The organism is Bradyrhizobium sp. BR2003 (assembly GCF_009720285.1).
GTDB lineage: Bacteria > Pseudomonadota > Alphaproteobacteria > Rhizobiales > Xanthobacteraceae > Bradyrhizobium > Bradyrhizobium elkanii.
On record NZ_SMYJ01000032.1, the window covers coordinates 166096 to 192395 of the forward strand.

Consider the following 26300-nt stretch of genomic DNA (forward strand, 5'->3'; position numbering starts at 1 on the left):
ATGCTGACACGCTCGCCATTCGTATCGATTTGCGGAGCGAACGCCGTGCGAAGGCATCGGCGGCCTCTCGAAGGCGAAGGATGTCGCCTTCGTCGCGGCGTCGCCGGCGTCCGCGGTGACGACGATCATCCGCAAGACCGAGGCCGCGCGAGAGGCGGCAAGGTCGGTCGCCGGCCGCGCGCGCAGGCGGCTCGCGCTCGGCAAGGCGCGCCCGGCCGTCGTTGCCGGCAGGACAAAGCCGGCGAAGGGCCGGGCCGTTCACGTCACCTCGCGCGGACGTTCGTCGAGCTGAGGCCGCGTCACGACGCGTGCGCCGCCGCAAGCGTGGGCCGGCGATATTTCCGCTCAGGAAAATGAATGCCCTGGTGTATGTTGCCGGTCGTTTCAGATCGGTTTGCTTGCAATTTATTTTCCAGTGGGCGTTGTCATGACGTTGATCGATGGTTTGGGTTATCTGGCGTCGGCTATCGTGTTGCTGACGTTCTGCATGAGCACGATGCTGAGCCTGCGCGCTGTCGCGATATTCAGCAATCTCGCGTTCATCTGCTATGGATTGGGCGACCGGATCTACCCGGTGCTCATCCTGCATATCATTCTGCTGCCGCTGAACGTGGTGTTGCTGTTCCAGATGGTTCGGCTGCTTCGGAAAGCGAAGCGGGCTGCAGCGACGGACCTTTCCCCGAACTGGCTGCAGCCGTTCATGCAGCCGAAGCACGTCAAGGCGGGAGAAACGATCTTCCGGAAGGGCGACGACGCCGACCTGCTGTACATGGTCGTATCGGGCGAGGTCAGGTTTCCCGAGATCGATCGCGCAGTATCGGCGGGCGAACTGTTCGGCGAAATCGGGCTGTTTTCGCTCGAGCGCCGCCGCACGCAAACGGCTCAAGCTGCGACCGATGTGGATCTGCTCTGGATCAGCGACGGCGCGCTGAGGAAGCTGTGCGAGCGCAACCCGGGACTGTCGCTGTATTTCCTGCGCTTGACCGCGACGAGGATGACGGAAAACGCAGCCCGCGCAATCCGGGTCGGCGCGGTGGCGCCCAATCCGGCGTAACGTGCGCCGCCTCGCCTGCCGGCGCTACGGCGCGGACGAAGCCGCAAGGCTCGGCAGCGGCGCAAACTGCATCTCTGCAACGGCCGAGCCGGCATATGCACTGGCGATCAGGATCATGACTCGAATGGCGACGAACATGGTGCCTCCTCAGTCTTGTTGTTGGTCTCTCAATGCCAGAGACTTCTTTCCCGCCGGTGAGGAAAGCTGGTTGCCGCAACCTTGAAGGCATTGGTAAGCGGGTCGTTTACGCTCCGACGTTCATGAGTTGGGAACCGTATCGGCCGATCGACCGGAGCGCTAAACGCGCGGTTCACCGTCACCGGGCATTGTCCGCCTCAATCAAGAAGGCGCAAACACAATGCCGATTTTCAGGACGATCCTTGTTGTCGTATCGATTTTTCTTGCCGGTTTGTACGTCTACGACAGCTGCCGCAGTGATGGGCTCGCCATGCCGGTTTCGGTAAACGAAGTCCTTGCACGGCGCTGGCCGGAACCGGACGCGTTTCATCCGACGGCGGCCCCTGTGTCCGCAGCCGCCGGCAACGTGACGCCGGCCGCGCGCGTTAGGGAAACGTTTGCGATGTTCATCCCCAAAGATGCGCGACGCCATCCGATGCAGCGCAGCCTTTGACGGCCTGGAGTCAGCCCAGCGATGCGCCGGCCTTGGCGCGGCTTATTCCGAGCGTCACAATGCGCTGCAGGAGATCCGGATAGTTGAGCCCGTCATGCCCGGCGGCCGTCGCGAACTCCTGGCTCTTGGCGATTTCGGGGTTGGGATTGGCTTCGATGAAATACGGAACGCCATTGGTGGACAGGCGGAAGTCGATGCGCGCATAGCCGTCGAGCCCCAGGGTCCGGTAGATGCGCTTCGCCAGCCGTTGAATATGGGCGGATAGTTCCGGCGTGAGGTCCTCGGCCGGGCCGTCGACAATCCCGACCCGCTCCTGATAGCTGGTATCGTGCTTGACCTTTTCGGTGGCGATCTGGCGCGCGGCAGGGCCGCCCATGCTGCCGAACTTCAATTCCCACACCGGCAGCACCCGCAGCCGGTTGTTGCCGAGCACGCCGACATAGAGCTCGCGTCCCTCGATGAACTGCTCGGCGATCGCGGCCGTTCCGATCCGCTCGTGGATGAAGGCGACGCGCTCGGCGAGCTTCTCGTCGGTATCGACGATCGACGCCTGCGAGATACCCAGCGATCCATCGCTGCTCAGGCTCTTGACGATCAGCGGCAGCTCGAGACGCGGCGGCCGCTTGACCTTGCGGCGCATCGGAAACACCGCGAAGGCCGGCACCGGGATCCGGCGATGGTGCACCAGCGTCTTGGACAGATCCTTGCCGCGCGCCAGGATCAGGCCGCGCGGGTTGCATCCGGTATAGGCGATCTTCATCAGCTCGAGATAGCTCGCGATGTGCTGGTCGTACACGACGTCGTAGTGAAACTCCTCCAGCAGCGTGAACACGACGTGCGGCTTGAAGCCCTCGATCTCGTCGCGCACCGGCTTGATTTCCTCCTGCACGCCGAGCGGACGAACCTCATGGCCGGCCGCGCGCAGGGTGCTGACGACGTCGTATTCCGTCTTCCACTCGTTGATCTCCCGCGCGCTGTATCCATCGCTGGAGTCGGGCGGCACACAGTCCGGGTGCATCAGCACCAGAATGCGAAGCTGTTTCATAGCGCGATCCATTTCCGGCGCGACGGGCCGAACAGCGCGTGCATGGTCTTGGCGGTCAGCAGAATGGTGAAGTTTGTCACGAGCTTCTGCTCGGGGCCGACGGCACGCAGATTGAGCTCGCGGCAGCGCGAGATCATGTCGTCAAGCACGGCATCGAGCGTCAACTGGTTCTCGCCCGTCCACCGCGCCACCAGCTGCCTGATCTGGGCGCGGTGCCGCCTGATGAAGGCCGCGGCCGGCGGACGCCGATAATGCCGCGGATCGGCGGAGAACAGCTTGGAGAGATCGCGGTCGTAGGTCTTCGGCGGCGTGAAGGCGTAGAACGCCTGCTTCTTCCTGTAGTGCTCGGCGAGCGTTTGCTTGAGCGTATGCAGCGGATCGACCCGTTCGCGCGTCGCGAGCAGCGGCCGCTTGCCGGCGATCTCGCCCATCAGCTCGTCGACATATTCGAGCTTCTTCAGCGCGGGCCAGCCGGCATAGCGCGTCCGCCAGTTCGAGCGCGGCCGCAGCCACACCGCGAAGGTCTCGGCGAAGTCCTCGTCCGGATGGCTCTGCGCGTACCAGAGCCGAAGATGCTGGACGTAATTGCGGCTGGCCGGATTGGGCCGGTAGTAGCGCGGGTAGTGCTGCGACGACGGGCCGAACAGCTGCTGCCAGCGCCGGCGGCGCTGCAGCTGGTAGCCGTGCTGCACCGCGTGCCCCGCCTCGTGGCGGAGAATGGCCATGCACTCGGACCACGAGGCGCCCTCGACGTCGAGCATCATCTTCTTCTCGAGCTTCATCAGGCGAGGATGGGCGAGGTAGAACGGGATCGCGATGCCGGGCACATCGGCCGGGCTGAACCATTCGCTCGAGATCCATGTGTGCGGCCGCAACCGGACGCCGCGCTCCTCGAGCTCTTCGTATAGCGTATTCACACAATCGGCGAGCCAGGTGCCCTCGACGGCAACCCTCAGACGGCTGAGCGGTTGCGCGAGCAACTGCTCGTCCGTCAGCTTCTCCCAGGCAAATTTGCGGCGCGGCATGGGCTTCCAAAGCTTAAAACAAATCGGACTCTGAATGGTGTCATAGGTTGCCGCCGGCAACAACCGCCGGGCCTTCGCGCCGCGCCCCCGGCCAATGCCGGCAGCGGGCCGGACCCGGCCCGAGCGTCCGCCTTGGGCGGCGGGCAGCGCGCCGAGCCCGATTCGCCGGCTCGAGGCGACGCTCATCTTGCGTCCTAGGGCTTGACCCAGCGTTGCACGGCCGCGGCGGTGTCGGCCGGCCTGGTGTTGAAGCAGATGGCGGCATCGGGGGCGAGCCGGTGCACCAGATTGAGGATCGTCTCGAACAGCAAGAGCCGCTCCGGCGGCTCGCGCAGCCCGGCACCGATCACGACGCAGTCGTAGCGGCGCGCGTTGAGGGCCGCCGCCGTTACGGCTTCCGCCGTATCGCCGAGGTCGATCAGGCAGCTCTCGACGTCGTAGCCGAGCGTCCGCAGGCCCTCGATCTGTGCGTCGAGATAGCTGCGCACCAGTTCGGGCGTGAACTGCGGCACGACGGACAGATCGACGAAGGTCGGGTCGAGGCCGATCGCCAGCACGGATTGCTTCGTCATGGCGGCAGTTCCCATTGCGCTCCATCGTGGCCCGACCATGCCGGAGGTTTGAGTCGAAATCGCGGAGCCGTCAGCGGCAGCCATGATCCAGCGCGGCACGCGCGGCGATCGCGGCGCGCCGCTTGAGGAACTCACGCTCGCGCGAATTGCCGGCCAGCGCGGCGGCGGCCTCGAACGCGGCATGCGCCTCCGCGAAACGGCTCAGCCTGTGCAGGAGATCGCCGCGCACGCTCGGCAGCAGATGATAGGATTTCAGCGCCGGCTCATCCGCGAGGCCGTCGACGATCGCGAGCGCGGCAAGCGGCCCCTCGGCCATACCGATCGCAACCGCGCGGTTGAGCTCGATCACGGGTGAATCCAGCAGCGCGGCGAGATCGCCATACAGCGCGGCGATGCGGTTCCAGTCGGTCGCATCAGGCGTGCCGGCCGCGGCGTGGCAGGCGGCGATCGCGGCTTGCAGCGCATAGAAGCCGCCGGCGCCGCCGAGCTCGCGGGCGCGCGCCAAAGCGAGCTGCCCGCGGCGGATCTGCAGGCGATCCCACCGCGCGCGGTTCTGGTCCATCAGCAGAATCGGTTCGCCGGACGCATCGGTGCGCGCCGCCATCCGCGAGGCGTTGAACTCCATCAGCGCCAGCAGCCCGTGCGCCTCCGGCTCCGATGGTGCGATCGAGGTCAACACGCGGCCCATGCGCAGCGCCTCGTTGCAGAGCTGCGGCCGCAGCCATTCGTCGCCGCTTGCCGCGGTATAGCCCTCGTTGAAGATGAGATAGACGACCTCGAGCACGGAGGCGAGCCGCTCCGACAGCTCCTCGCCGCGCGGCGTCTCGTAGGCAAGGCCCGACTCCGACAATGTGCGCTTGGCGCGCACGATGCGCTGGGCGATGGTCGCCTCCGCCTGCAGGAAGGCGCGTGCGATCTCCTCGGTGGTGAGGCCGCAGATCATCCGAAGCGCCAGCGCGGCGCGCGCCTCCCGCGACAGGCGCGGATGGCACGCGGTGAAGATCAGCCGCAGCAATTCGTCGCCGATATCGTCGTCGAGCGCGGCATCGAAGTCGGGCATGGTCTCCTGCTCCCGCGCCAGGTCGTGCGCGATCACGCCGTGCTTCTCGGCCAGCATTCGATTGCGGCGCAGATGGTCGAGCGCGCGGCGCTTGGCGGTCGCCATCAGCCAGGCGCCCGGTTTCTCCGGCACGCCATCCGCCGGCCAATGCTCGAGCGCGGCGACCAGCGCCTCCTGGGTCAGGTCCTCGGCGAGCGGCACGTCGCGCAGCATCCGCGACAGGCTGGTGATCAGCCGCGGCTGCTCGATGCGCCACACCGCAAGGATCGTGGCCTGGATGTCGGCGGCCGTCATCGCCGCCGACCTGGATTATTGCCTTGACGCGCTTTCTTCACGCGAACCGGCGTCCACTTCGCTTGAGAACGCCCGGTTCGCGCGGTGCATCAGGCGCAGGCGGACACATCGACCTGACAGCCGCCGTCGGCGCCCGGGGTGGCGAAGGGGCGGACCTCGCAGGTCCCCTCCCAGCCCGGCATATGCTCCTTGTGCAGCTGCATGAACTCCACCGCGGCGGCGACCGCCTCCTCCTTGTTGCGGAGCTCGAAGATCGCGTAACCGCCGATCATCTCCTTGGTCTCGACGAAGGGCCCGTCGACGACGTTGAGCTTGCCGTCGGTGATGCGGACCTGGGCGCCCATCGCGACCGGCAGCAGCCCGCCGGTGTCGATCATGCGGCCCGCCTTGATTTCCCGCTCGGCAAGCCTGCCCATCGCCTCCATCAGAGCGGGCGTCGGCGGGCCCGGGGGCTGGGGGGAGGTGACGATATACATGAAGCGCATCGGAAAACTCCTGTTGGGCGAGACGCGGCGATGATCGCCGCAAGACCGGCTCGCTATGGGGAACGACGATCCGGGAGGGGGTGAATCGACAGGGGGGCGGGAATTATTTTTCGGGCAAAAGCAGATCGTACCGGCCCATCGTCGACCCTGCGAAAGCAGGGACGGCCCGGTGTTTGCAGCAAACGCCGCCGCCTACTGCTCCCGCAGCATGATCAGCGGGTCGGCGCTGTCGGGGACGCGGCGCCACTGGGCGTTGTCGTCGGCCTCGAACTGCCAGGTCTCGCCCTTGGCCGACATCAGGATCATCTGGCCGTGATCGAGCCGCCACATGGTCGGGTTGAAGGAAGCGACTGCCGGATCGCATTTGCCTTTCAGGAACACCTGGAAATTGTCGTTGCCGGCGTCGGTGTTGGTCAGCACCAGCGTGCAGATCGCCTGGCCGTTGCCGCGCACCAACGACCAGTCGCCGATCATCTGGTCCATGGACTTGGCGAGCGAGCGCGCCGCGGCAAGGTTTTGCAGGATATAGACACCCTCGTTGGTGCGCATGCCTTCGAAGATGCCGGTCTCGACCTCGGTGAAATCGATCACCGCCTCGCCGGCCGCGTTCTGCAGCCGCACGATGTCGCCGAGGCCCTTGATGCTCCAGCCGGTGATGTCCTTGGTGAAGGGCAGCGCGGCGGCGCAAGCGGGCTCGAGCTCGAGCTTGAAGCCTTGCGGCGCCGTATCGCCCTTCAGCGTCACGACGCAGGTCTTGCTGCGCTCGGTGGTGGCGAGCTCCCACTGCCCGATCATGTCCCTCTTCAACGTCGTGACGTCCTGCGCCGCCGCCGGACCGCACGCGGCCAGCAGCAGACACAGCACGGCATCGAAGCGGGACAACGACATCAGCGATCCTTGACGGGCGTTTCGGCAACCGGCGTCAGCGGCGGCTTGCCGGCGAACCAGTTCTTGATGTTGTCGACCACGAGCTGGTCCATCGCGTTGCGCGTGACCACCGAGGCCGAGCCGATATGCGGCAGCAGCACGACGTTCTGCATCGCCTTCAATTCGTCCGGCACGTTCGGCTCGGCCGCGAACACGTCGAGACCGGCGGCCAGGATGGTGCCGGACTTCAGTGCCGCGACCAGCGCCGGCTCGTCGACCACCGAGCCGCGCGCGACATTGATCAGCACGCCGCGCGGACCGAGCGCCTTCAGCACGTCGGCATTGATCATCTTCGCCGTCGAGGCGCCGCCCGGCACGATGACGATCAAGGTGTCGACCGCCTTCGCCATCTCGATCAGATCGGGATAGTGCTTGTAGGAGACGTCCTTCGACGGATTGCGCGAGTGATAGGACACCGGGACCCGCGAGGCGTCGAGCCGGCGTCCGATCGCCTGGCCGATCCGGCCCATGCCGACGATGCCGATCTTGCGGTCGCGCAGCGAGCCGACGCTGAGCGGATAATTCTGGGTCTGCCACAGCCCGGAGCGCACATAGCGGTCGGCCTTGACGAATTCGCGCAACGTCGCGATCAACAAGCCCATCGCGACGTCGGCGACCTCCTCGGTCAGCACGTCGGGCGTGTTGGTGACCACGATATTGTGATCGCGCGCATAGGCGGAATCGACGTGGTCGTAGCCGACGCCGAAGCTGCCGACGATTTCCAGCTTGGGAAACATCGCCAGCGCGGTCTTGTCGGTCGCCATCGTGTGATAGGTGACGGCGATACCGCGGATCTTGGCCATCGTATCGGGCGTCAGCCGCTCGAGGTCGCCGCGGCTCTCGGCGCGGTGCAGCACGTATTGATCGGGAAAGCCGTTTTCGAGGATTGGCCGGATCGGTCCATAGATCAACAGATCGATCTTTTCGGAAGAAATCGGGGCCATCAACTGTCCTTTCCTAACGCGCTTTCATGCCAACGCCGCAATAACAGGTGCGAAACTAGCGCCAGCAACCCATAGATGACAATCCCGGCCAGCGATAGCAGCAGAAGTGCTGCGAACATGCGGGGAATATTCAGCCGGTAGCCTGATTCAGCGATCCGGAAGGCGAGGCCCGAACCGGCACCGGCGCTGCCCGCCGCGATCTCCGCGACCACGGCGCCGATTAGCGACAGCCCGCCGGCGATGCGCAGGCCGCCGAGGATATAGGGCAGCGCCGCGGGCAGCTTCAGGAACAGCAGCGTCTGCAGCTGTGAGGCGCCATAAAGTTGAAACAATCCGGCGAGGTTGCGATCGACCGAGTTGAGGCCGAGCGTCGTGTTCGACAGCACCGGAAAGAACGCCACGATCCAGGCGCAGACGATCACCGCGGTCTGCTGCTGCAGATAGATCAGGAGCAGCGGCGCGATCGCGATGACGGGCGTGACCTGCAGCACCACAGCATAGGGGAACAGCGAATATTCCAGCCATTTCGACTGGTTGAACAACAGCGCCAGCACGATGCCGCCGATTGCGGCCGCAACGAAGCCTTCGAGCGTGGTCAGGAGCGTGACGCCGAGCGATTGCGACAGCACCGGCCAGTCCGCAACCAGTGTCTTCAGCACCAACAGCGGGCTCGGCAGCACGTAAGGTTGGATGCCATAGCCGCGGACGATGGCTTCCCAGAGCACGAGGCCAGCGGCGAACACCGCAAGCGGCAGCAGAAAACGGACGAGGTCCTGCGGAGATTTCATGCGCCCGCCTGCCCTGCATAGGATGGCGCCAGCGCGCTGGAGACCTCGCGGCAGAACGCGGCATATTCGGCCGAGGTGCGGAACTCCTCGCCGCGCGGTTCCGGCGAGGTGATGCGAAACTCGGCGCCGATCCGGCCCGGGCGGGCCGTCATCACGATCACGCGCTGCGACAGATAGACCGACTCGAACACCGAGTGCGTCACGAAGATGACAGTCTTGTGCAGGCCGCGCCAGAGCGACAGCAGGTCGTTGTTGAGGCGAAAGCGCGTGATCTCGTCGAGCGCCGCAAACGGCTCGTCCATCAGAAGGACATCCGGATCGGTCACCAGCGCGCGCGCCAGCGACACCCGCATCTTCATGCCGCCGGACAATTCGCGCGGATAGGCCCTCGCGAACTCCGCTAGCCCGACCTGATCCAGCGCCGCATCGATGCGCGCATCGGCGCTGGTCGCAGGTAGCCGCGCAAGCTTCAGCGGCAGGCGGACATTGTCGCGCACCGTGGCCCACGGCATCAGGGTCGGCTCCTGGAATACGAAGCCGATGCGGTGGCTACCGCGCTGCTCCGCGCCATGATGCGAGATCTCGACAGTGCCGGCGCTTGGCGCGGCGAGACCTGCAATGAGCCGCAGCGCGGTGGACTTGCCGCAACCTGAGGGCCCGAGCAGCGAGACGAACTCGCCGCGCCTCACATCGAGGTCGAGCGGCCCGAGCGCCCTCACGCCGCTGTCATAGGTCTTGCTGACGCCGCGCAGACGCACGGCGAGGTCGACGGCGTCGGTTTCCAGCACGACGCTCTCTACCATCGGTGGCGGGAGAATGGTGAGCGCAGCCGAGCCGCGAAAGACATCTCTCCACGCGGCGAACAATGTGACGAGCGCATCAGAGATTCGAGAGGCAGCGGCGGTCGGCGCGCGCCGGCCTCCCCCGCAAGCGGGATAGGCGAAGGAAGCCGGTGGACAAACTCCGCGGACACCATGCGCGATTGCTCTCTCCTTCGAGCGGAGAGGTCGACTGCCGATGCTGCAACAGATCGGATCATGGTCAGTTCTTCGGCCTGAGCTCGGCGCCGACCGCCTTGTTGACGAAGCGCAGCGTGTAGCCCTGGCGATAGTCGATGGCGCTCTTGACCACGCCGGCCCGCACCATCTTGTCGAAGAAGCTCGCCATCCGCTCATCGGTCATGGCGCCGATCCCGTTCTTGATGGAATCGCCGGAATCGACGATGCCGTGCTCGCGCATCTTGGCGACGCAATAGGCGAGCAACTCGTCGTTCATATCGGGATTGAGCTTCTTGATCATCGCATTGCCGGCCGAGTTGTCGCCGTAGACATAGTGGTACCAGCCGACGATCGAGGCATCGACGAAGCGCTGCACCAGGTCAGGCTTCTTGTCGACCAGGTCGCGGCGGGTCTCGATCAGTGTCGAGTAGGAGTTGAAGCCGTAATCGGCGAGCAGCAGCACGTTCGGCTTGAAGCCGGCGGCCTTCTCGACCGCGAAGGGCTCCGAGGTGACGTAGCCCTGCATCGCGGTCTGCTTGTTCACGATGAAGGGCTGCGGGTTGAAGGTGTAGGGCTTCACCTTGTTCTCGTCGAAACCGTATTCGGACTTCAGCCACTGGAAGTAGCTGGTAATGCCCTCCTTCGAGATCAAAAGCGTGAGCGGCTTCAGGTCCTCGATCTTTGTGGCCTTGACTTCGGGATGGGTCAGGAAGACCTGCGGATCCTTCTGGAACATGGCGGCGACGGCGACCAGCGGCACGTTGTTGGTGACGGCGTCGAAGGTCTGCAGCGAGTTCGCGCTCATGAAGAAGTCGAGCTTGCCCGCGATCAGCAGCATGCGGTTGTTCTCGTTGGGACCGCCGGGCACGATGGTGACGTCGAGGCCGTATTTCTTGTAGGTGCCGTCGGCGAGCGCCTGGAAGAAGCCGCCATGCTCGCCCTCGGCGACCCAATTGGTGCCGAACGAGACCTTGTCCAAGGTCTTGTCGGAGGTCTGCGCCCGCGCCGGGGCAAGCGCCGCGGCGACGCAAAGCGCGGCGGTCAAAAGGCTTGTGGTTAACGCTCGCAGCAAAAAGGCCGGGATCATGGTTGGACTCCGTCGATCATTATGGCCCATGATGGAAGGCGGGAAGACGCGGACCGCGCCCGGAGACGCGAACCCGTTATGATGTTAAACAAACTAGCCTGCAAATCCATCCCGTGAAACGCTTGTATTGAAACGACCGGCTTGATGACTTCTCAGCTTCCGCCCCGCGACTGGACCGCCATCCACTGGCCCGATATCGCCAGGGATGCGGCCGCGCGCTGGATCGCGGTGCTGCCGCTGGCCGCGACCGAGCAGCACGGGCCGCATCTGCCGCTCGGAACCGACGTCATGATCGGCGAGGCCTATCTTTCGCGGGTGCGAGAGTTGCTGCCGGCGGCCACTCCCGTCACGTTCCTGCCGTTGCAGCCGGTCGGCGTCTCAACCGAGCACATCGATTTTCCGGGTACCTTGACCTTGCCGACCAACGTGGCGCTGAAGAGCTGGATGGCGCTCGGCGAGAGCGTGGTGCGCGCGGGCGTCAGGAAGCTCGTGATCGTGACCAGCCATGGCGGCAATTCCGCCGCGATGCAGCTGGTGGCGCAGGATCTGCGCGCGCGCCATCAGATGCTGGTGGTGACCACGAGCTGGTCGCGCTTCGGCGCGCCGGACGGGCTGTTCGACGCCGGCGAATTGCGCCACGGCATCCATGGCGGCGCGGTCGAGACGTCGATCATGCTGGCGAAATATCCGCAAGCCGTGCGCAAGGAAGCGGTCGCGGACTTCAAGCCGGCGAGCGTGCAGATCGAGAAGGATCATCGCTTTCTGTCGACGCAGCGGCCGGCGCCGTTCGCCTGGCAGGCGCAGGACCTCAATCCGAGCGGCGCGATCGGCGATGCGACCAAGGCCTCGGCCGAGAAGGGCGAGAAGCTGATCGAGCACGGCGCGCGCGCGTTCTGCGAGCTGCTTGCCGACGTCGACCGGTTCGATCCCAGCGTGTTTCGCGGCCACTGACCGACAGCATTTTCGAGCAAAGCGGGTACCGGTTGGCGTGAAGAAAACGCGTCAGGACTAGAATGGCTTCGTCCGGGCAGACGCGACGAAACAATTCGCGAAACCATATTTCCGCCCCGATCTTCGAACCGGAACCGCACAGCCTCCGTCCAACGGGCATGCGGACCGCACCGGCGCCGCCCCACACAGGATGGAGTATTCCATGTCGATCAAGACCAAGTTCGCCGCTCTCGCCCTCACCGCGCTCGCCGTGACCGGCACCATCGCGTCCACGACGTCGCAGGCTGAAGCGAAGCCCTATGGCTGGGGCTGGGGCGTTGGCGCAGGCCTTGTCGGCGCCGCCGTTGTCGGCAGCGCGATCGCGGCCAGCGACGGCTATTACTACGGCGGCGGCTATCGGCGCTGCGGCTGGGTGCGCCAGTTCGACGCCTATGGCAATTACATCGGCCGCGTGCGCAGCTGCTACTACTGATCGACACAATTCCTAAGGTTGCGGATCCTGTGTTCGGCATGGGTCCTCATCCACCCCGTGTCGCAACCGACCCGTCCGGTGAATCCCCCCGGGCGGGTCAATTCTTGAACGCGGCAATCACAGATACTTCGCGACCAGCCTGAAATCGCGCAGCACGGCTCGCCCTTTCGGCCCCGCTGCCTTCAGCGTCTCCTCCAGGCTGTGGCCGATGTGATCGTGGATCAGCGCCTTCTTGGCGCTCTCGATCGCGCTCTCCACCGCCTGCAATTGCTGCGCGATCTGCGCACAGGGCCGGCCCTGCTCGATCATCTCGACGATGGTGTCGAGATGGCCATTGGCGCGCTTCAGGCGCCGGGCGATCGCAGCGTGCGGATGGTCGTCGGACATCTGGCTCTCCTATCCTCCCGGGAGGATAATCATGATCCTCCCCGGAGGATAGCGGAATCGGCTTGACAGGCCATTGTCGCGGGCGTAGTGCCCGATGATCGGAACGTTCGTTCCGCCCCGGGGGTTCTATCTCCGGAGACAAGTCGATCCACGAGCCAGCACAGAAGGCACATGGGCAGTAGCAACTCAGGCGACAGTAGACCGGCGATGCCGGGACTGGTGACGCCGCAACACAGCAAGACTGATCGCGCAGATCTCGCCTGCGTGGACGGGTGGTCGCGCCCAAGCTGACCACTGCTCCTCACCGGCCTGCCGCGACCAGCGGAAGTGGAGGTGAGCGATGTTCGAAAAGCTCGCAAAATTCCGGCAAGCAGGCCCGCGGCGCGTTGGCGAGCCGCGGCGCATGCCGCCGCCGGCCGTCATTCATTGCAATGACAACCTGCCGGGCTTTCGCCGCCTGGCGGGCCGCCGCCGCCGTCCAACCCCGGCCTGTCATTGGATCCTGATCGACGGCCGGCTGGAATGCCGTTGGATTGCGGAAGACACCAGCGGTGATCTCGATCAGCAGCGACGCGGGGGCCGGCGTTTCGGCCCGCGCGCAACAGCCACGCGCCACGCCGCGGCAAAGCCGCCGCTGTGCGCCTAGGCCGACGATGAGGGTGGGCTTGATAACGACGGTGCTGCCGCTCCCTCTCCCCGTTCTTACGGGGAGAAGGTTGGAGTGAGGGGCCGTCTCCGCATACACGGTGATAGCCGTGATCGCGGAGGCCCCCCTCACCCGGATCGCATCGGACGATGCGATCCGACCTCTCCCCGCACGCGGGGCGAGGTGAAGCGGCGCCCGCTGCTCGGTCAGAAGTAGTCGTCTTGGTTTAGGAGGCCGACATGGACGAAGGACCTAGTTGCCCCGTTGCGCGCCATCGCGGCGCAGCAGCGGGACCATTGAACCGCATGACATCTGGAAATGCCGCTGCTCACGGCAGCGGAGACGTGCGCGTCTGACGACGCCTGCGTCCCTCCCGCCGTGCCTGAGGGCGGCGAGGAGACGCGAAATGACCGAAAGCAAGACTACACAAACCGCCATTCTCGATAGCGCGCATGCCGGCGACATCCACGGCGCGCTCGGCAGTATCGCGCGCGACGACGCCGCGCCGCGCGCGACCTTGGCGGCCCGGCTGAAGACGCTGCTGGCGATCGTCGGCCCCGGCCTGATCGTGATGATCGGCGACAACGACGCCGGCGCGTTCGGCACCTATACTCAGGCCGGACAGAACTACGGCACCACGCTGCTGTGGACGCTGCTGCTGCTGATCCCGGTGCTCTACGTCAACCAGGAGATGGTGGTGCGGCTCGGCGCGGTCGCCGGGGTCGGCCATGCGCGGCTGATCTTCGAGCGCTTCGGCAAGTTCTGGGGTGCCTTCAGCGTCATCGACCTCCTGGTATTGAACGCGCTGACCATCGTCACCGAGTTCATCGGCATCACGTTTGCGCTTCATTTCCTCGGCGTCTCGCAGTTCTGGGGCGTATTGGCCTCGGCTGCAATCGTGATGCTGGCGGTCTCGACCGGCGACTTCCGCCGCTTCGAACGCTTCGGCATCGTGCTGGTGGCCGGCAGCCTGCTGCTGGTGCCCGTGATCCTGATGGTGCATCCGCCGGTCGGGCAGATCGCAGCCGACTTCTTCGTGCCGAAGATGCCGCAAGACGCCAAGCTCAGCGAGGTGATGCTGCTGATCGTCGCCATCGTCGGCACCACGGTGGCGCCGTGGCAATTGTTCTTCCAGCAGAGCTACATCGTCGACAAGCGGATCACGCCGCGCTTCATCCGTTATGAGCGGATGGACCTGTGCATCGGCATCATGCTGGTCGTGGTCGGCGCCGTGGCGATGATCTCGTTCTGTGCGGCAGTGTTCGCAGGAAAGCCCGAATTCGGCAATTACACCGACGCACTGGGGACCGCGGTCGGGCTCGAGGCATATGCCGGACGGCTGCCGGCCACCCTGTTCGCCCTCGCGTTGCTCGATGCCTGCATCATTGGCGCGGCAGCGGTTTCGCTGGCAACGGCGTATGCGCTCGGCGACGTGTTCGCGGTCAAGCATTCGCTGCACCGCAAGCCGTGGGATGCGAAAGGCTTCTACAGCGTCTATTGCGGCCTGATCGTACTCGCGGCAGTGCTGGTGCTGACGCCGGGCACGCCGCTCGGGCTGCTCACCAATGCGGTGCAGACGCTGGCCGGCGTGCTGCTGCCGAGCGCGACCGTGTTCCTGCTGCTGCTGTGCAACGACCGCCACATCCTCGGACCCTGGGTCAATTCGACCAAACTCAACCTGTTCACCGGCGCGGTGGTCGCGGGACTGGTGATGCTGTCGGTGATCCTGACCGCCGCGGTGCTGTTCCCCGATCTCGGCGAGGCTTGGATCATCGGCATCCTCGTCGGCGGCAGCCTGCTGGCACTGGCGGTCACCGCAGCCGTCAAGTTGTACGAGATGTCGTCGCGCGGAAACGCGTCCTTCCGCTTCAAGCGCAAGCCCCCGCGAGAGCCTTGTTTGATCGACCGCGACAGCTGGCGGATGCCGCCGCTCGACCGGCTGCCGCCGGCGCGGCTCAGCCCGCTGAGCCGGATCTGGATGATCGTGCTGCGCGGCTATCTCGTCGTCGCCGCCGGCCTCGTGCTGCTGCGGATCGTCCAGCTCGCCACGGTGGGGGCGTGACTGCGCTCAGTCGCGGCCAGCGAAGGAGCGCGGTCATGCTGTTCAGGTTGGCGAGCGCCATCCTGCGCGGCGCGGCCGCGCTCCATCAGAGTCGTGTGATCTCGGGTGCCGGACTGCGGACGGCGCTGTCGATGGCGCGATGCGTTGAACGGGCCGGCGCGCGAGTCGTGCTCGGCAGGGCATCGCAGCCAGCATTCATCAACACAAAGGACGAGGACAATGGCGGCGTCGATTGAACGGTCGGGTCTCGACCGATTTGCCGTAGACGCGTGGTCGATCGCAGCCGATGCGGTCTGCGGCCTCGCGCTGTTACGTGACTGTCACGGTGGCGTGCAAATCGGAGCGGTATTGGGTACGCCTCAGTTGCTATTGCGAGTTATTTGCAATAAGCAGCGGGGGATGCTAGGTGCTGATTTGGCTTTGGATGGGACGACACAGATCGGACCGGGGACGGCGGGCGATGATTTCAAATCTCGGGTGGCAAGCGGCCGCCAAATCTGCAGTGATGCCGGGCGAAACCGCCACTTGCTCGCGGAAAGCCGCGTCATGACCTGCGTCCGCCTCTTCCGGGTCCAGATCGCCGCCGGCGCAGCGCTCGGTGCGGCAACCTTCGGCGCGCCGGCGACCGCGGCCGATCTGGCCCTCAAATCCCCCGCCGCCAGGGCGGTCTACAGCTGGACCGGGTTCTATGTCGGGGCCCATGTCGGCTATGGCGACGGCACGCTGGGTCCCGGCACCAACCCGATCCTGGAACAGGGCGTGTTCTTTCCGCCCACCATCACCGGCGGGATCGGCGGCTTCCAGGTCGGATACAACAAGGAATTCGCCAACCGCTTCGTGCTCGGCGTCGAGGCGGACGCGACCTTCACCGGTCCGACCGACCTGCCGCGGCGGGTGCTCGGCCCCTTCAATTCGTCGATCGATTATGTCGGCACGTTACGCGGCCGCGCCGGCTACTCTTTCGGCACCTGGATGCCTTACGTGACCGGCGGTTTCGCCTGGGGCCACAGCCAGGTTCGGGTCAACGACGCCGCGGGCGAGGTGATCTCGGAACCCGGCCAGTACCACACCGGCTGGACCGTCGGCGCCGGCGCCGAATTCGCGGTGAGCGGCAATTGGACCGCCAAGGTCGAATACGACTATGTCGACCTGTCGCGCCGCACGCTCGGCCTCAATGACTTCGGCATGCCCGGCGTCAGCATCGACCCGCGCATTCATTTGCTGAAATTCGGCCTCAACTATCAGCTCGGCGACTCGCCATGGTCGGCGACGCCGACGCCCACCGCGCTGCCTGAATCGAGCGACTGGAGCGTGCACGGCCAGACGACGCTGCTGCCGCAGACCTATGCGTCGTTCCGTTCGCCCTATGCCGGCACCAACAGCCTTCCCGGCGCCGGGCAGTTGCAGCAGACCTGGACCACGACGGCGTTTCTCGGCGTGCGGCTCTGGGAAGGCGGCGAGTTCTACTTCAACCCGGAAACCGCGCAGGGCTTTGGCCTCAACGGCACGCTCGGCCTCGCCGGCTTCTCGAACGGCGAAGCCCAGAAGGCCGGCGCGCCGTTCCCGAAAATCCGGCCGCAGCGCTACTACTTCAAGCAGACCTTCGGCTTTGGCGGCGAGCAGGAAGACGTCGCCGACGGCCCGAACCAGATCGCGGGCAAGCGCGACATCGACCGCCTCACGCTCGTGGTCGGGCGCTTTGCGGTCGGCGATTTCTTCGACGGCAATTCCTACGCCAAGGACCCGCGCGCCGATTTCATGAATTGGGCGATGTGGGCGTCCGCGGCCTACGACTTCCCGGCCGACCTCCCCGGTTACACCCGCGGCGCGGTGGTCGAACTCAACCGCAAGGATTGGGCGGTGCGCGCCGGCGTGTTCCAGGTGCCGAACGCACCGAACAGCGACGTATTGGTGTTCAACACCGGCGGCGCGGTGGTCGAGTTCGAGGGCCGCTATTCGATCTTCGACCAGCCCGGCAAGCTCCGCGTCGGCGTGTTCGGCAACCGCGGCAACACCGGCAAATACGCCCAGGCGCTCGCGATCGAGGACGCCAATCCGGCGCTCGACATCAACGACGTGATGGCCGGCATCCGCAAGGACAATCTGAAATACGGCTTCTATCTGAACGGCGAGCAGCAGATCGCAACCGATGTCGGTCTGTTCGGCCGCCTCAGCTGGAACGATGGCCGGACCGAGATCCTGTCGTTCACCGATGTCGACCGCAGCGTCTCGGGCGGCCTGTCGATCAAGGGCAGCAGGTGGGGACGGGCGAACGACACGATCGGCATCGGCGGCGCGATCAACGGGCTGTCATCAGCGCATCGCGACTACCTAGCCGCCGGCGGCCTCGGTCTGCTGATCGGCGACGGCGCGCTGAACTACAGCCCGGAGCGGATCTTCGAGACCTACTACGCCTATCAGGTGAACAAGAACCTGACGCTGACCGCGGACTATCAGTTCATCACCAACCCCGCCTACAACGCCGACCGCGGCCCGGTGCACATCTTCACCGGCCGCGTCCACGGCGAGTTCTGAGGCGCGCCCTCTCCCCACTCAAATATATGTAGACCCCCCGGGCTTGCGGCAAGCCCGGGATCATCCCGTACAACGCGCGCCCCAATCGAACGGAGGAGTGCGGGATGCGGGAACATGCTGTGGTGATTGCCGGCGGAGGTCCGACCGGGCTGATGCTGGCGGGCGAGTTGGCGCTGGCGGGAATAGATGTTGCGATTGTCGAGCGGCGCGCGAGGGAGGACCTGATCGGCGCGCGGGCCGGCGGCCTGCACGCGCGCACCATCGAGGTGCTCGATCAGCGCGGCATCGGCGACCGCTTCGTCGCGCTGGGAACGCGCCATCCGGCGGTGCTGTTCCATTCGCATCTGATGCCACTGGATATCACCGATTTTCCGACTCGGCGCAATTTCACGCTGGGGCTCCGGCAGAACCATATCGAGCGCCTGCTCGGCGAATGGGTCGGCGAACTGGCGGTGCAGTCCTATCGCGCGCGCGAGGTGACCGGCTTCGCGCAGGACGAGGCCGGCGTCGACGTCGAACTGTCGGATGGCCAATTGCTCCGGGCGCAATATCTCGTCGGCTGCGACGGCGGCCGCAGTCTCGTCCGCAAAGCGGCCGGCATCGAATTCGCCGGGTGGGATCCGACCACGAGCTGGCTGATCGCCGAGGCCGAGATGGCCGGCGAGCCGGAATGGGGCTTTCGCCAGCACGACACCGGCACCTCGGCGATCGGCAAGGCGGAAGATGGCGGGCGGGTGCGGCTGGTACTGACCGAGCGGCAACTCGGCACCGACCGGGAGCCGACCTTGCGCGACGTCGGCGAGGCGCTGGTCGCCGCGTACGGCAGCGATTTCGGTATCCACAGTCCGGTCTGGATCTCGCGCTTCACCGACATGACCCGGCAGGCCGTGACCTACCGCAAAGGGCGCGTGCTGCTGGCCGGCGACGCCGCCCATGTGCATCCGCCGATGGGCGGCCAAGGTCTCAATATCGGCGTGCAGGACGCGGTGAATCTGGGCTGGAAGCTTGCCCAGGTAATCAAGCGGATCGCGCCCGACGACCTGCTCGACACTTACGAGGCCGAACGGCATCCGGTGGCGGCCCGCGTGCTGCGCAACACCATGGCGCATGTCGCGCTCAACCGCACCGATCCACGCACCCAGGCGCTGAACGAGATCGTCTCCGACCTGCTGCGCATGGACGAGCCGCGCAGATGCTTCGCCGCGATGATATCGGGCCTCGACCTTCACTACGATCTTGGCAAGGGCCACCCGCTGCTCGGACGCGGCATGCCCGATCTTGATCTGGTCACCGCCGACGGCCCGATGCCAGTCTTCGCGCTGCTGCACCGCGCGCGGCCGGTGCTGCTGAATTTCGGCGCGCCCGGCAGCATCGCCATCGCGGGGTGGACCGACCGGGTTCAGCTGGTCGATGCCGCGTATCGCGGCGCATGGGAGCTTCCTGCGCTCGGAGCCGTTCCGGCGCCGACCGTGGTGCTGGTGCGGCCCGACGGCTATGTGGCGTGGGTCGGCGAGGGAACGCACGCGGGACTGACCGAGGCGCTGACCAAATGGTTCGGCGCGTCCGCTGGTACGTAGCGAGCGTAGCCCCTACCCCGCCGGCTGGAACGAATCCGCGCGCGCCATCGCCCAGGCGTCGCGGAAGCGGCGGTCCTGGGTGCCTTCGAGCAGCTCGCCGGTGCGCAGCGTCGGATAGAGCTCGGCGAAGGAAGCGACCTCGGTGGTCGACCTTCGCTGCGAGAAGTGGATGGGGCGCAGCTCCTTGGTGTGCTCGAGGCCGGCGGCGGCGAGCAGCTCGGTCAGCGCGTGCAGGGTCGAGTGGTGGTAGTTGTACACGCGCTCGATCTTGTCCGGCACATAGAGCGCGCGGTTGCGGATCGGGTCCTGCGAGGTCACGCCGGTCGGGCAGCGATCGGTGTGGCAGCTCAGGGACTGGATGCAGCCGAGCGCGAACATGAAGCCGCGGGCCGAATTGCACCAGTCGGCTCCGATTGCCATCGCGCGCGCCATATCGAAGGCGGTCGCGACCTTGCCGGAGGCGCCGATCTTGATGCGATCGCGCGCACCGATGCCGATCAGCGCATTGTGGACGAAATTGACGCCCTCGCGCATCGGCATGCCGAGATGGTCCATGAACTCGAGCGGCGCGGCGCCGGTGCCGCCCTCATTGCCGTCGACCACGATGAAGTCGGGATAGAGCCCGCTCTCGTGCATCGCCTTGCAGATCGCCAGGAATTCCCAGGGATGGCCGATGCACATCTTGAAGCCGGCCGGCTTGCCGCCGGACAGTTTGCGCATCTGCGCGACGAATTCCATCATCTGCAGCGGCGTCGAGAACGCCTTGTGGTAGGCCGGCGAGATGCAGTCCTCGCCCATCGGCACGCCCCGGATCTTGGAGATCTCCTCGGAAACCTTCGCCGCCGGCAGCACGCCGCCATGCCCGGGCTTGGCACCCTGGCTGATCTTGAGCTCGACCATCTTGATCTGGTCTTCGCCCGCGACGCTCGCGAAGAGATCCGGATTGAAGGTGCCGTCACGGTTGCGGCAGCCGAAATAGCCGGAGCCGATCTCCCAGATGATGTCGCCGCCCATCTCACGATGATACGGGCTGACGCCGCCCTCGCCGGTGTCGTGGGCGAAGCCGCCCTTCTTGGCGCCGGCATTGAGCGCCCGCACCGCATTAGGGCTCAGCGCGCCAAAGCTCATGGCGGATATGTTGAAGACCGATGCCGAATACGGCCTGGTGCAGTCGGGGCCGCCGATGGTGATGCGGAATTTCTGGTCGGCACGCGGCTTCGGCGCCACCGAGTGGTGCATCCACTCATAGCCCTCGCGATAGACGTCCTCCTGGGTGCCGAATGGCCGCTTGTCGAGCACCATCTTGGCGCGCTGGTAGACCACCGCGCGGGTGTCGCGGGAGAACGGCATGCCGTCCTTCTCGCTCTCGAAGAAATACTGCCGCATCTCGGGGCGGATCTCCTCGAGCAGGAAGCGGACATGCGCCGAGATCGGGTAGTTGCGCAGCACCGCGTGGTTTTTCTGGGTGAGGTCGCGGATGCCGAGCAATGTCAGCGCGCCGAAGATGATCAGCGGGATCAGGACGATCTTGAAGACCTTGTGATCAAAAATTCCAACCAGCAGCAGCAGTGCGGTCACGACGGCGCAGATCGTCAGCACGATGAAGCGTGGCGAGAACGGAAGCAGCATCGTATCCATGAAATTCCTCCGGTCTGGCCAAATACCCTGTGGGCCGCGAGCCTAATCCAACTCGCGGAACAAGTGCACTACGGTTATACGGCCGAGCAGTCACAGATGTGACAACCGCCCGATTGGGCGGGTGCGGTTGCCAGTCAAATCGAAACGAGACCGGCTTTTGCACTGCAACGAAGGGCAGCGGATCGGATGCGATAACCTGCCGTCAGGGCCGCACCGCCAAAATATCGAAAACAACCCCATGCAAAGGAGTCGGGGGCTGCCGGCGTTCGACACGGCGACTTGACTCGTCGGGCAAATCAGCGGCATTCTTCTATTATCCAGAAACCGTGATGGGTGTCTGCGGCTTCTCCAACCCGTCGTTCCTGCGAAAGCAGGGACCCATACGCCGCGGCGGACCTTGTTGAAGGGACTCGTCGTTCCAGCATCGCCCAACAACTGGCAATTGTGGTTATGGGCCCCTGCTTTCGCAGGGACGACGATGAGGATGGTTCCCGATTCAAGGCGTCACACCACGCGATGTCCATCGCCCGCGCATGCTGACATAGCCTCACATCCTCTCAGGATGAGGTCTTGTTTCGCTACGAAGCTAGTTCAGCAAGAAGCCGCCATCCACGGTCACCACCGTCCCGGTCATGTAGCGCGAGGCGTTGGACGCGAGCAGCATGATCGCACCGTCGAGATCGGACTCGGCGCCGACCCGGCGCTGTGGAATCCGTTTTGCCAATCGCTCGCCCGCCGGCGTCGACCAGAAATCATGGTTCATCTCGGTATCGATATAGCCCGGCGCCAGCGCGTTGACGCGGATGTTGTTGCCGGCGAGCTCCAGCGCCATCGCCTTGGTGCCCTGGATCATGCCGGCTTTGGAGATCGCATAGGGCGACACCGCCTTGAGCACGCCCTGTCCGAGCACGGATGCGACGTTGATGATGTTGCCCGGCTGCTTGCGCGCCATCATGCGCCGCGCAAGTTCGGTCGCGAGGAAGTAGGCGCCCTTCAGATTCGCGCCAATCACGGCGTCCCAATCCGCCTCGGTCTGCTCGGTCGACAGTTTCTCGATCGCGATGCCGGCATTGTTGATCAGGACCGTGATTGGACCGAACGCGGCTTCGGCGGCGTCGAGCGCGTTCGCAATGCCGGAGATATCCGCGACGTCCATCTGCACCGCAGCGGCGCGGCCGCCCTTGGCCTTGATCTCCTGCTCGAGGCTTTTCAGCTTCGCGGTCTGGCGCGCGGCCAACACCACCGCGGCGCCATGCGCCGCCAGCACGCGGGCGAATTGCCGCCCGAGCCCCTGCGAGGCGCCGGTGATGAGGATGATTTCTTTACTGACATCGAATAGGTCGGACATCGACAGGTTCCCGGATTGAAGCGGACGATTGATAGCTACAATTGTCCCTGATGTAAGCAGGTTTGATCAACCAGAGGATCGCGGGAGATCCGGGCAGGAAATTCCTCATCCATGAACCTCTTCGACCTTGCCGTCATCCTCGGGTTGGTGTTCGCGGTGGTGACCGGCTTCACGACCGGCCTTTTGCGCAGCGCGGTCATCATCCTGGCCTATCTCATCGCCATGCCGCTCGCGGTCGCCACGCTGGCGATGATCGGGCCCCACATCGCGACGCTGCCGTCGTCGCCGTTTCCGCCCAATGGCGTGCTGCTGTTCGGCCTCTTCCTCCTGATCGGCGTCATCCTCGGAAAGATGGCGCGGACGATGCTCGACGACACCATCGGCTCGGAGATCGGGATCGGCGACCGCCTCGGCGGCGCGCTGCTCGGCGCCATCAGGGTCGGTCTCGTCGTGACCACGCTGGTGCTGGTGTTCGATCAGCTGGTGCCGCTCGCCAGGCAGCCGCAGTTCCTCAATGGATCGCAATTGCGGCCGCTGTTCTCCGCGGCCGGACAGGCCGGATTCCGCTCGCTGCCGCCCGAAGCCGCCATGGCGATCGAGCGGCTGCGGCGCGAGCAACGCATTTAAAGCGCGATGTGATTAGGTTGAATCGTCATCGCGCTTTAGCTCTTAGTTTGAGCACGATCTCCGCGCAAACGCGTCCCGCGTTTGTCGCGAGGGAAAACCGCTTCGCACTTTTCCGGATCATGCTTTAGCCTCCTGCCCGGCTCCAACGTGCTCACCCGCCTGTTCCTGCCCGGCATGCACTTATGCATTGCACGTCCCTTATCGGCGCCGCCGAGCTCCGCTAGACTGGTGCCATCAAACCTTTACAAACCTACCCGACATCACAGGGAGTGAACCGTGGATCTTGGAATCAAAGGCCGCCGTGCCATCGTCTGCGCATCGAGCAAGGGACTGGGCCGCGCCTGCGCGATCGCGCTCGCCAATGAGGGGGTGCACGTCACCCTGACGGCGCGCGGCGCCGAGGCGCTGAAGCAGACCGCCGACGAAATCCGCAAAGCCCACCCCGGCGTCACCGTCACCGAAATCGTCGGCGACATCACGACCCCGGCCGGGCGCGAAGCCGTGCTCAAGGCCTGCCCCGAGCCGGACATCCTGATCAACAATGCCGGCGGCCCGCCGCCGGGCGATTTTCGCAACTGGACCCGCGACGACTGGATCAAGGCGATCGACGCCAACATGCTGACGCCGATCGAGCTGATCAAGGCCACTGTCGACGGCATGATGGCGCGCAAGTTCGGCCGCATCGTCAACATCACTTCGGCGGCGGTGAAGGCGCCGATCGAGATCCTCGGCCTGTCCAACGGCGCCCGCGCCGGCCTCACCGGCTTCGTCGCCGGCCTGTCGCGCAAGACCGTGATCAACAACGTCACCATCAACGGCCTGCTGCCGGGCCCGTTCGAGACCGACCGCCTGCGCGGCACCGCGAAGCCCGAGGCCGAGAAGCGCGGCATCTCGGCCGAGCAGGTCCTGGCCGAGCGCGCCAAGCTGAACCCCGCCGGCCGCTTCGGCCATCCCGACGAATTCGGCTATGCCTGCGCATTCCTGTGCGGCGCCAAGGCCGGCTTCATCACCGGGCAGAACCTGCTGCTCGATGGCGGTGCCTTCCCGGGCACGCTCTAATGCGCGATGAGATTAGGTTGAATCATCATCGCGCTTTAGCTCCTTGTTTGCGCATGATCTTTTCGGAAAACCGCTTCACACTGTTCCGGATCATGCTTTAGTGCCGCCGATTTGAAGCCCCTGTTGTATGCGGCGAGACCGATTGGAGCTTCAAATCGGTCAAGCGGCACTCGAGATTCATGGGTCTTCTAGCGCCCTCGTGCTCTCCGAAGGTCGCGCAAGAGGTCGCTGGACGAGTTCACGAACTTCGGAAAGGGGCGCTAGATGAAGGCCGTCTGGTACGAACGAACCGGCGCGGCGGCGACGGTGCTTACCGTCGGCGAGATGCCGACACCGGACGCGGGCCCGGGTGAAGTCCGGGTTCGCCTCGAGGCATCCGGCGTCAATCCGGCCGATGTCGGCCGCCGCAGCGGCAACTATCGCGCGATGGAATTTCCACGCGTGATCCCGAACAGCGACGGCGCCGGGATCATCGACCAGATCGGCGAAGGCGTCACCCGCTTTGCGGTCGGTGATCGCGTCTGGCTGTTCAACGGTCAGCGCAATGGCCGCGCTTTCGGCACCGCGGCCGAATACATCACGCTGGCCGACTATCTGGTGACGCCGTTGCCGCAGGACGTGTCGTTCGCGGCTGGAGCTACGCTCGGCATCCCCTGCATGACGGCGTGGTGCGCGCTGTTCGCGGACGGTCCGGTCTCGGGGCAGACGGTGCTGGTCACCGGCGGCGCCGGCGCGGTCGGTCACTACGCCGTGCAATTGGCAAAATGGGGCGGCGCGCGCGTGATTGCGACCGTCAGCTCGCAGGTCAAGGATGTCGAGGCGCGGCTCGCCGGCGCCGACACCGTCGTCAACTACCGGACCGAGGACGTCGTCTCGAAGGTGATGGCCTTCACCGAGAACCGCGGCGTCGACCGCGTGATCGACGTCGATTTCGGCGGCAATCTCGCGACCACGCTGAAGATCATGGCGATGAACTCGACGATCGCGGTCTACGCCACCAACGGCAACCGCACGCCGACGTTGCCGGTGCGCGAATTGATGGAGAAATGCATCACCGTGCGCGCGCTGGTGCTGTTCGCGCTGCCGCCGCCGCTGCTCGCGGCCGCGCAGGCCGACATCACCCAATGGCTGGCGTCGGGCACCCGCGTGCACAACATCGCCGGGCAATTCGCGCTCGCCGAGACCGCCGACGCCCATCTCGCCGTCGAGAAGGGCGACAAGATCGGCACCGTGATCGTCGACTGCGCGCGATAATCCTCTCCCTCTCCCCGCACGTGGTAGGGCAATCTTATATGGAATTCGAATGGCAACGGCATCGGCGGTTGGCTCCCTCTCCCGCTTGCGGGGGAGGGTTGGGGTGGGGGCCCTCTCCGCGAGTCATATCGTGAAGAGAACCCCCACTCGCCGCGCGCTGGGCGCGCGTCGGCCTAAGAGCGAGCTTCGCTCGTCTCGACCCCGCAAGCGGGAGAGGCGAAGGGAGCCCGCGGATGCTCTCCGCAGACGTCATATGCGATTGCCCTGCGCTTGCGGGGCGAGGTCAGGAGAACAATGCGGCTCCTTAGTGGATCGGCGTGATGCGCTCGTCGCTCGGCCCCAGGCCGAACTCGTCCAGTCCTTCGGCGAGGAAATCGCCGAGCATGGGCTCGCCCAGCAGATAGCTCGCGGTACGGCCGGTGCGCCCGCGGGCGGCTTCGCGGCGGAGATCGGCCCATTCCTCGATCGTGCCGTCGCCGCGACCGAGCCGCATCAGGGCGACGAGGTCGACCTGCTCGTCCTCGCTCAGCGCGTCGATGAAGCCGGTGATCTCGCGCGCCACCGGATCCGTGCCGTCGTCCTCCAGCACGTCGATCATCTCGTCGTCAGCGCCGTTCGAGCCGGAGTCGGGATCGACGAGCCCCTCCTTGACGTCGAATTCCCGCGCCTTCTCGATCAAGAAGCCAACTTTTTCAGGGGAGATTGTGAGTTCCGGCATTCGCGCACTCCTTCAGTCCAAAGAAAGCGGTAACGCAGGAGGCGCCGACTTGATCCATTGCGCCGGCGTGCGGAAACCCGCATGGTCCGGCGAGAAACAAAAAACCAAGGGCACGC

Annotated in this window: 27 protein-coding genes; 13 read left to right on the forward strand and 14 right to left on the reverse strand. The window is 65.4% G+C overall.

Going from position 1 to position 26300, the window contains the following annotated elements:
- Nucleotides 1-115: 115 nt before the first annotated feature.
- The 3 genes from E2I15_RS27405 to E2I15_RS27415 all read left to right on the forward strand — a co-directional run bounded on the left by E2I15_RS27405 (nucleotide 116) and on the right by E2I15_RS27415 (nucleotide 1685).
- The gene (locus tag E2I15_RS27405) at nucleotides 116-292 is read left to right on the forward strand and encodes a hypothetical protein (protein WP_155262588.1); all 177 of its coding nucleotides are present in this window, start codon (nucleotides 116-118) and stop codon (nucleotides 290-292) included.
- Nucleotides 293-553: 261 nt separating this feature from the next.
- The gene (locus tag E2I15_RS27410; protein ID WP_246729450.1) at nucleotides 554-1054 is read left to right on the forward strand and encodes a Crp/Fnr family transcriptional regulator; all 501 of its coding nucleotides are present in this window, start codon (nucleotides 554-556) and stop codon (nucleotides 1052-1054) included.
- A gap of 358 nt (nucleotides 1055-1412) precedes the next feature.
- Nucleotides 1413-1685, forward strand: coding sequence for a hypothetical protein (locus E2I15_RS27415; protein ID WP_016840622.1), 273 nt, complete (start codon nucleotides 1413-1415; stop codon nucleotides 1683-1685).
- A gap of 10 nt (nucleotides 1686-1695) precedes the next feature.
- Here E2I15_RS27415 and E2I15_RS27420 read toward each other — a convergent pair whose 3' ends face one another.
- The 10 genes from E2I15_RS27420 to E2I15_RS27465 form a co-directional block, all read right to left on the reverse strand.
- Entirely contained in the window at nucleotides 1696-2730 is a 1035-nt protein-coding gene (locus E2I15_RS27420; RefSeq protein WP_028341789.1) for a D-alanine--D-alanine ligase family protein, read from the reverse strand.
- A complete protein-coding gene (locus E2I15_RS27425) occupies nucleotides 2727-3755 on the reverse strand; it encodes a putative zinc-binding metallopeptidase (protein WP_137480987.1) in 1029 nt (342 codons plus the stop codon). The genes E2I15_RS27420 and E2I15_RS27425 overlap by 4 nt, the downstream gene beginning before the upstream one ends.
- 194 nt (nucleotides 3756-3949) lie before the next feature.
- The gene (locus tag E2I15_RS27430) at nucleotides 3950-4327 is read right to left on the reverse strand and encodes a hypothetical protein (protein ID WP_137480986.1); all 378 of its coding nucleotides are present in this window, start codon (nucleotides 4325-4327) and stop codon (nucleotides 3950-3952) included.
- A gap of 70 nt (nucleotides 4328-4397) precedes the next feature.
- A complete protein-coding gene (locus E2I15_RS27435; protein ID WP_137480985.1) occupies nucleotides 4398-5681 on the reverse strand; it encodes an RNA polymerase sigma factor in 1284 nt (427 codons plus the stop codon).
- Nucleotides 5682-5770: 89 nt separating this feature from the next.
- Entirely contained in the window at nucleotides 5771-6166 is a 396-nt protein-coding gene (locus E2I15_RS27440) for a YciI family protein (RefSeq protein WP_076832680.1), read from the reverse strand.
- 192 nt (nucleotides 6167-6358) lie between these two features.
- Nucleotides 6359-7054: an AprI/Inh family metalloprotease inhibitor gene (locus tag E2I15_RS27445; RefSeq protein WP_137480984.1), complete on the reverse strand. Its 696-nt coding sequence runs from the start codon at nucleotides 7052-7054 to the stop codon at nucleotides 6359-6361.
- A complete protein-coding gene (locus E2I15_RS27450; protein ID WP_076832688.1) occupies nucleotides 7054-8037 on the reverse strand; it encodes a 2-hydroxyacid dehydrogenase in 984 nt (327 codons plus the stop codon). Before E2I15_RS27450 ends, E2I15_RS27445 begins: the two co-directional genes overlap by 1 nt.
- Complete coding sequence (locus tag E2I15_RS27455) at nucleotides 8037-8825, reverse strand: ABC transporter permease (RefSeq protein WP_137480983.1); 789 nt, start codon at nucleotides 8823-8825, stop codon at nucleotides 8037-8039. The genes E2I15_RS27450 and E2I15_RS27455 overlap by 1 nt, the downstream gene beginning before the upstream one ends.
- The gene (locus E2I15_RS27460) at nucleotides 8822-9628 is read right to left on the reverse strand and encodes an ABC transporter ATP-binding protein (protein ID WP_137480982.1); all 807 of its coding nucleotides are present in this window, start codon (nucleotides 9626-9628) and stop codon (nucleotides 8822-8824) included. Before E2I15_RS27460 ends, E2I15_RS27455 begins: the two co-directional genes overlap by 4 nt.
- A 238-nt stretch (nucleotides 9629-9866) precedes the next feature.
- Complete coding sequence (locus tag E2I15_RS27465; RefSeq protein ID WP_069280433.1) at nucleotides 9867-10910, reverse strand: ABC transporter substrate-binding protein; 1044 nt, start codon at nucleotides 10908-10910, stop codon at nucleotides 9867-9869.
- A 144-nt stretch (nucleotides 10911-11054) separates the two neighbouring features.
- Between E2I15_RS27465 and E2I15_RS27470 the strand changes: the two genes are divergently transcribed.
- The gene (locus tag E2I15_RS27470) at nucleotides 11055-11861 is read left to right on the forward strand and encodes a creatininase family protein (RefSeq protein ID WP_137480981.1); all 807 of its coding nucleotides are present in this window, start codon (nucleotides 11055-11057) and stop codon (nucleotides 11859-11861) included.
- 202 nt (nucleotides 11862-12063) lie between these two features.
- Nucleotides 12064-12333 carry a hypothetical protein gene (locus tag E2I15_RS27475; RefSeq protein ID WP_018269139.1) on the forward strand — a complete coding sequence of 90 codons (270 nt, stop codon included), beginning with the start codon at nucleotides 12064-12066 and terminating at the stop codon, nucleotides 12331-12333.
- Between the two features lie 117 nt (nucleotides 12334-12450).
- Here E2I15_RS27475 and E2I15_RS27480 read toward each other — a convergent pair whose 3' ends face one another.
- On the reverse strand, nucleotides 12451-12720 hold the full coding sequence (locus E2I15_RS27480) for a metal-sensing transcriptional repressor (protein ID WP_137480980.1): 270 nt from the start codon (nucleotides 12718-12720) through the stop codon (nucleotides 12451-12453).
- Between the two features lie 340 nt (nucleotides 12721-13060).
- Here E2I15_RS27480 and E2I15_RS27485 point away from each other — a divergent pair, with 340 nt between their 5' ends.
- The 5 genes from E2I15_RS27485 to E2I15_RS27505 all read left to right on the forward strand — a co-directional run bounded on the left by E2I15_RS27485 (nucleotide 13061) and on the right by E2I15_RS27505 (nucleotide 19540).
- On the forward strand, nucleotides 13061-13366 hold the full coding sequence (locus tag E2I15_RS27485; protein ID WP_137480979.1) for a hypothetical protein: 306 nt from the start codon (nucleotides 13061-13063) through the stop codon (nucleotides 13364-13366).
- Between the two features lie 406 nt (nucleotides 13367-13772).
- Entirely contained in the window at nucleotides 13773-15428 is a 1656-nt protein-coding gene (locus E2I15_RS27490) for an NRAMP family divalent metal transporter (RefSeq protein ID WP_137480978.1), read from the forward strand.
- 35 nt (nucleotides 15429-15463) lie between these two features.
- On the forward strand, nucleotides 15464-15664 hold the full coding sequence (locus E2I15_RS27495) for a hypothetical protein (protein WP_137480977.1): 201 nt from the start codon (nucleotides 15464-15466) through the stop codon (nucleotides 15662-15664).
- A 310-nt stretch (nucleotides 15665-15974) separates the two neighbouring features.
- Nucleotides 15975-17963, forward strand: a complete 1989-nt coding sequence (locus E2I15_RS27500) for a carbohydrate porin (RefSeq protein ID WP_137480976.1) — start codon at nucleotides 15975-15977, stop codon at nucleotides 17961-17963.
- Nucleotides 17964-18067: 104 nt separating this feature from the next.
- The gene (locus E2I15_RS27505; protein WP_137480975.1) at nucleotides 18068-19540 is read left to right on the forward strand and encodes an FAD-dependent monooxygenase; all 1473 of its coding nucleotides are present in this window, start codon (nucleotides 18068-18070) and stop codon (nucleotides 19538-19540) included.
- Nucleotides 19541-19552: 12 nt separating this feature from the next.
- Here the strand turns inward: E2I15_RS27505 and E2I15_RS27510 are convergent, their stop codons facing one another.
- Together E2I15_RS27510 and E2I15_RS27515 are read right to left on the reverse strand one after the other, a co-directional pair.
- On the reverse strand, nucleotides 19553-21178 hold the full coding sequence (locus E2I15_RS27510) for an FMN-binding glutamate synthase family protein (protein ID WP_137480974.1): 1626 nt from the start codon (nucleotides 21176-21178) through the stop codon (nucleotides 19553-19555).
- A 586-nt stretch (nucleotides 21179-21764) separates the two neighbouring features.
- Complete coding sequence (locus E2I15_RS27515) at nucleotides 21765-22526, reverse strand: SDR family NAD(P)-dependent oxidoreductase (protein ID WP_137478937.1); 762 nt, start codon at nucleotides 22524-22526, stop codon at nucleotides 21765-21767.
- A 111-nt stretch (nucleotides 22527-22637) separates the two neighbouring features.
- On the opposite strand from E2I15_RS27515, the gene E2I15_RS27520 reads away from it, so the two are divergent.
- From E2I15_RS27520 to E2I15_RS27530, 3 genes are all read left to right on the forward strand, one after another.
- Nucleotides 22638-23153: a CvpA family protein gene (locus tag E2I15_RS27520; protein ID WP_137478936.1), complete on the forward strand. Its 516-nt coding sequence runs from the start codon at nucleotides 22638-22640 to the stop codon at nucleotides 23151-23153.
- Nucleotides 23154-23429: 276 nt separating this feature from the next.
- A complete protein-coding gene (locus E2I15_RS27525) occupies nucleotides 23430-24212 on the forward strand; it encodes an SDR family oxidoreductase (protein WP_137478935.1) in 783 nt (260 codons plus the stop codon).
- A gap of 264 nt (nucleotides 24213-24476) precedes the next feature.
- Nucleotides 24477-25466 (forward strand): NADPH:quinone reductase, encoded by a 990-nt coding sequence (locus tag E2I15_RS27530; RefSeq protein WP_137478934.1) that lies wholly within the window; start codon nucleotides 24477-24479, stop codon nucleotides 25464-25466.
- A 304-nt stretch (nucleotides 25467-25770) separates the two neighbouring features.
- Here the strand turns inward: E2I15_RS27530 and E2I15_RS27535 are convergent, their stop codons facing one another.
- Nucleotides 25771-26184, reverse strand: a complete 414-nt coding sequence (locus tag E2I15_RS27535) for a DUF3775 domain-containing protein (RefSeq protein ID WP_137478933.1) — start codon at nucleotides 26182-26184, stop codon at nucleotides 25771-25773.
- Nucleotides 26185-26300 lie beyond the last annotated feature (116 nt).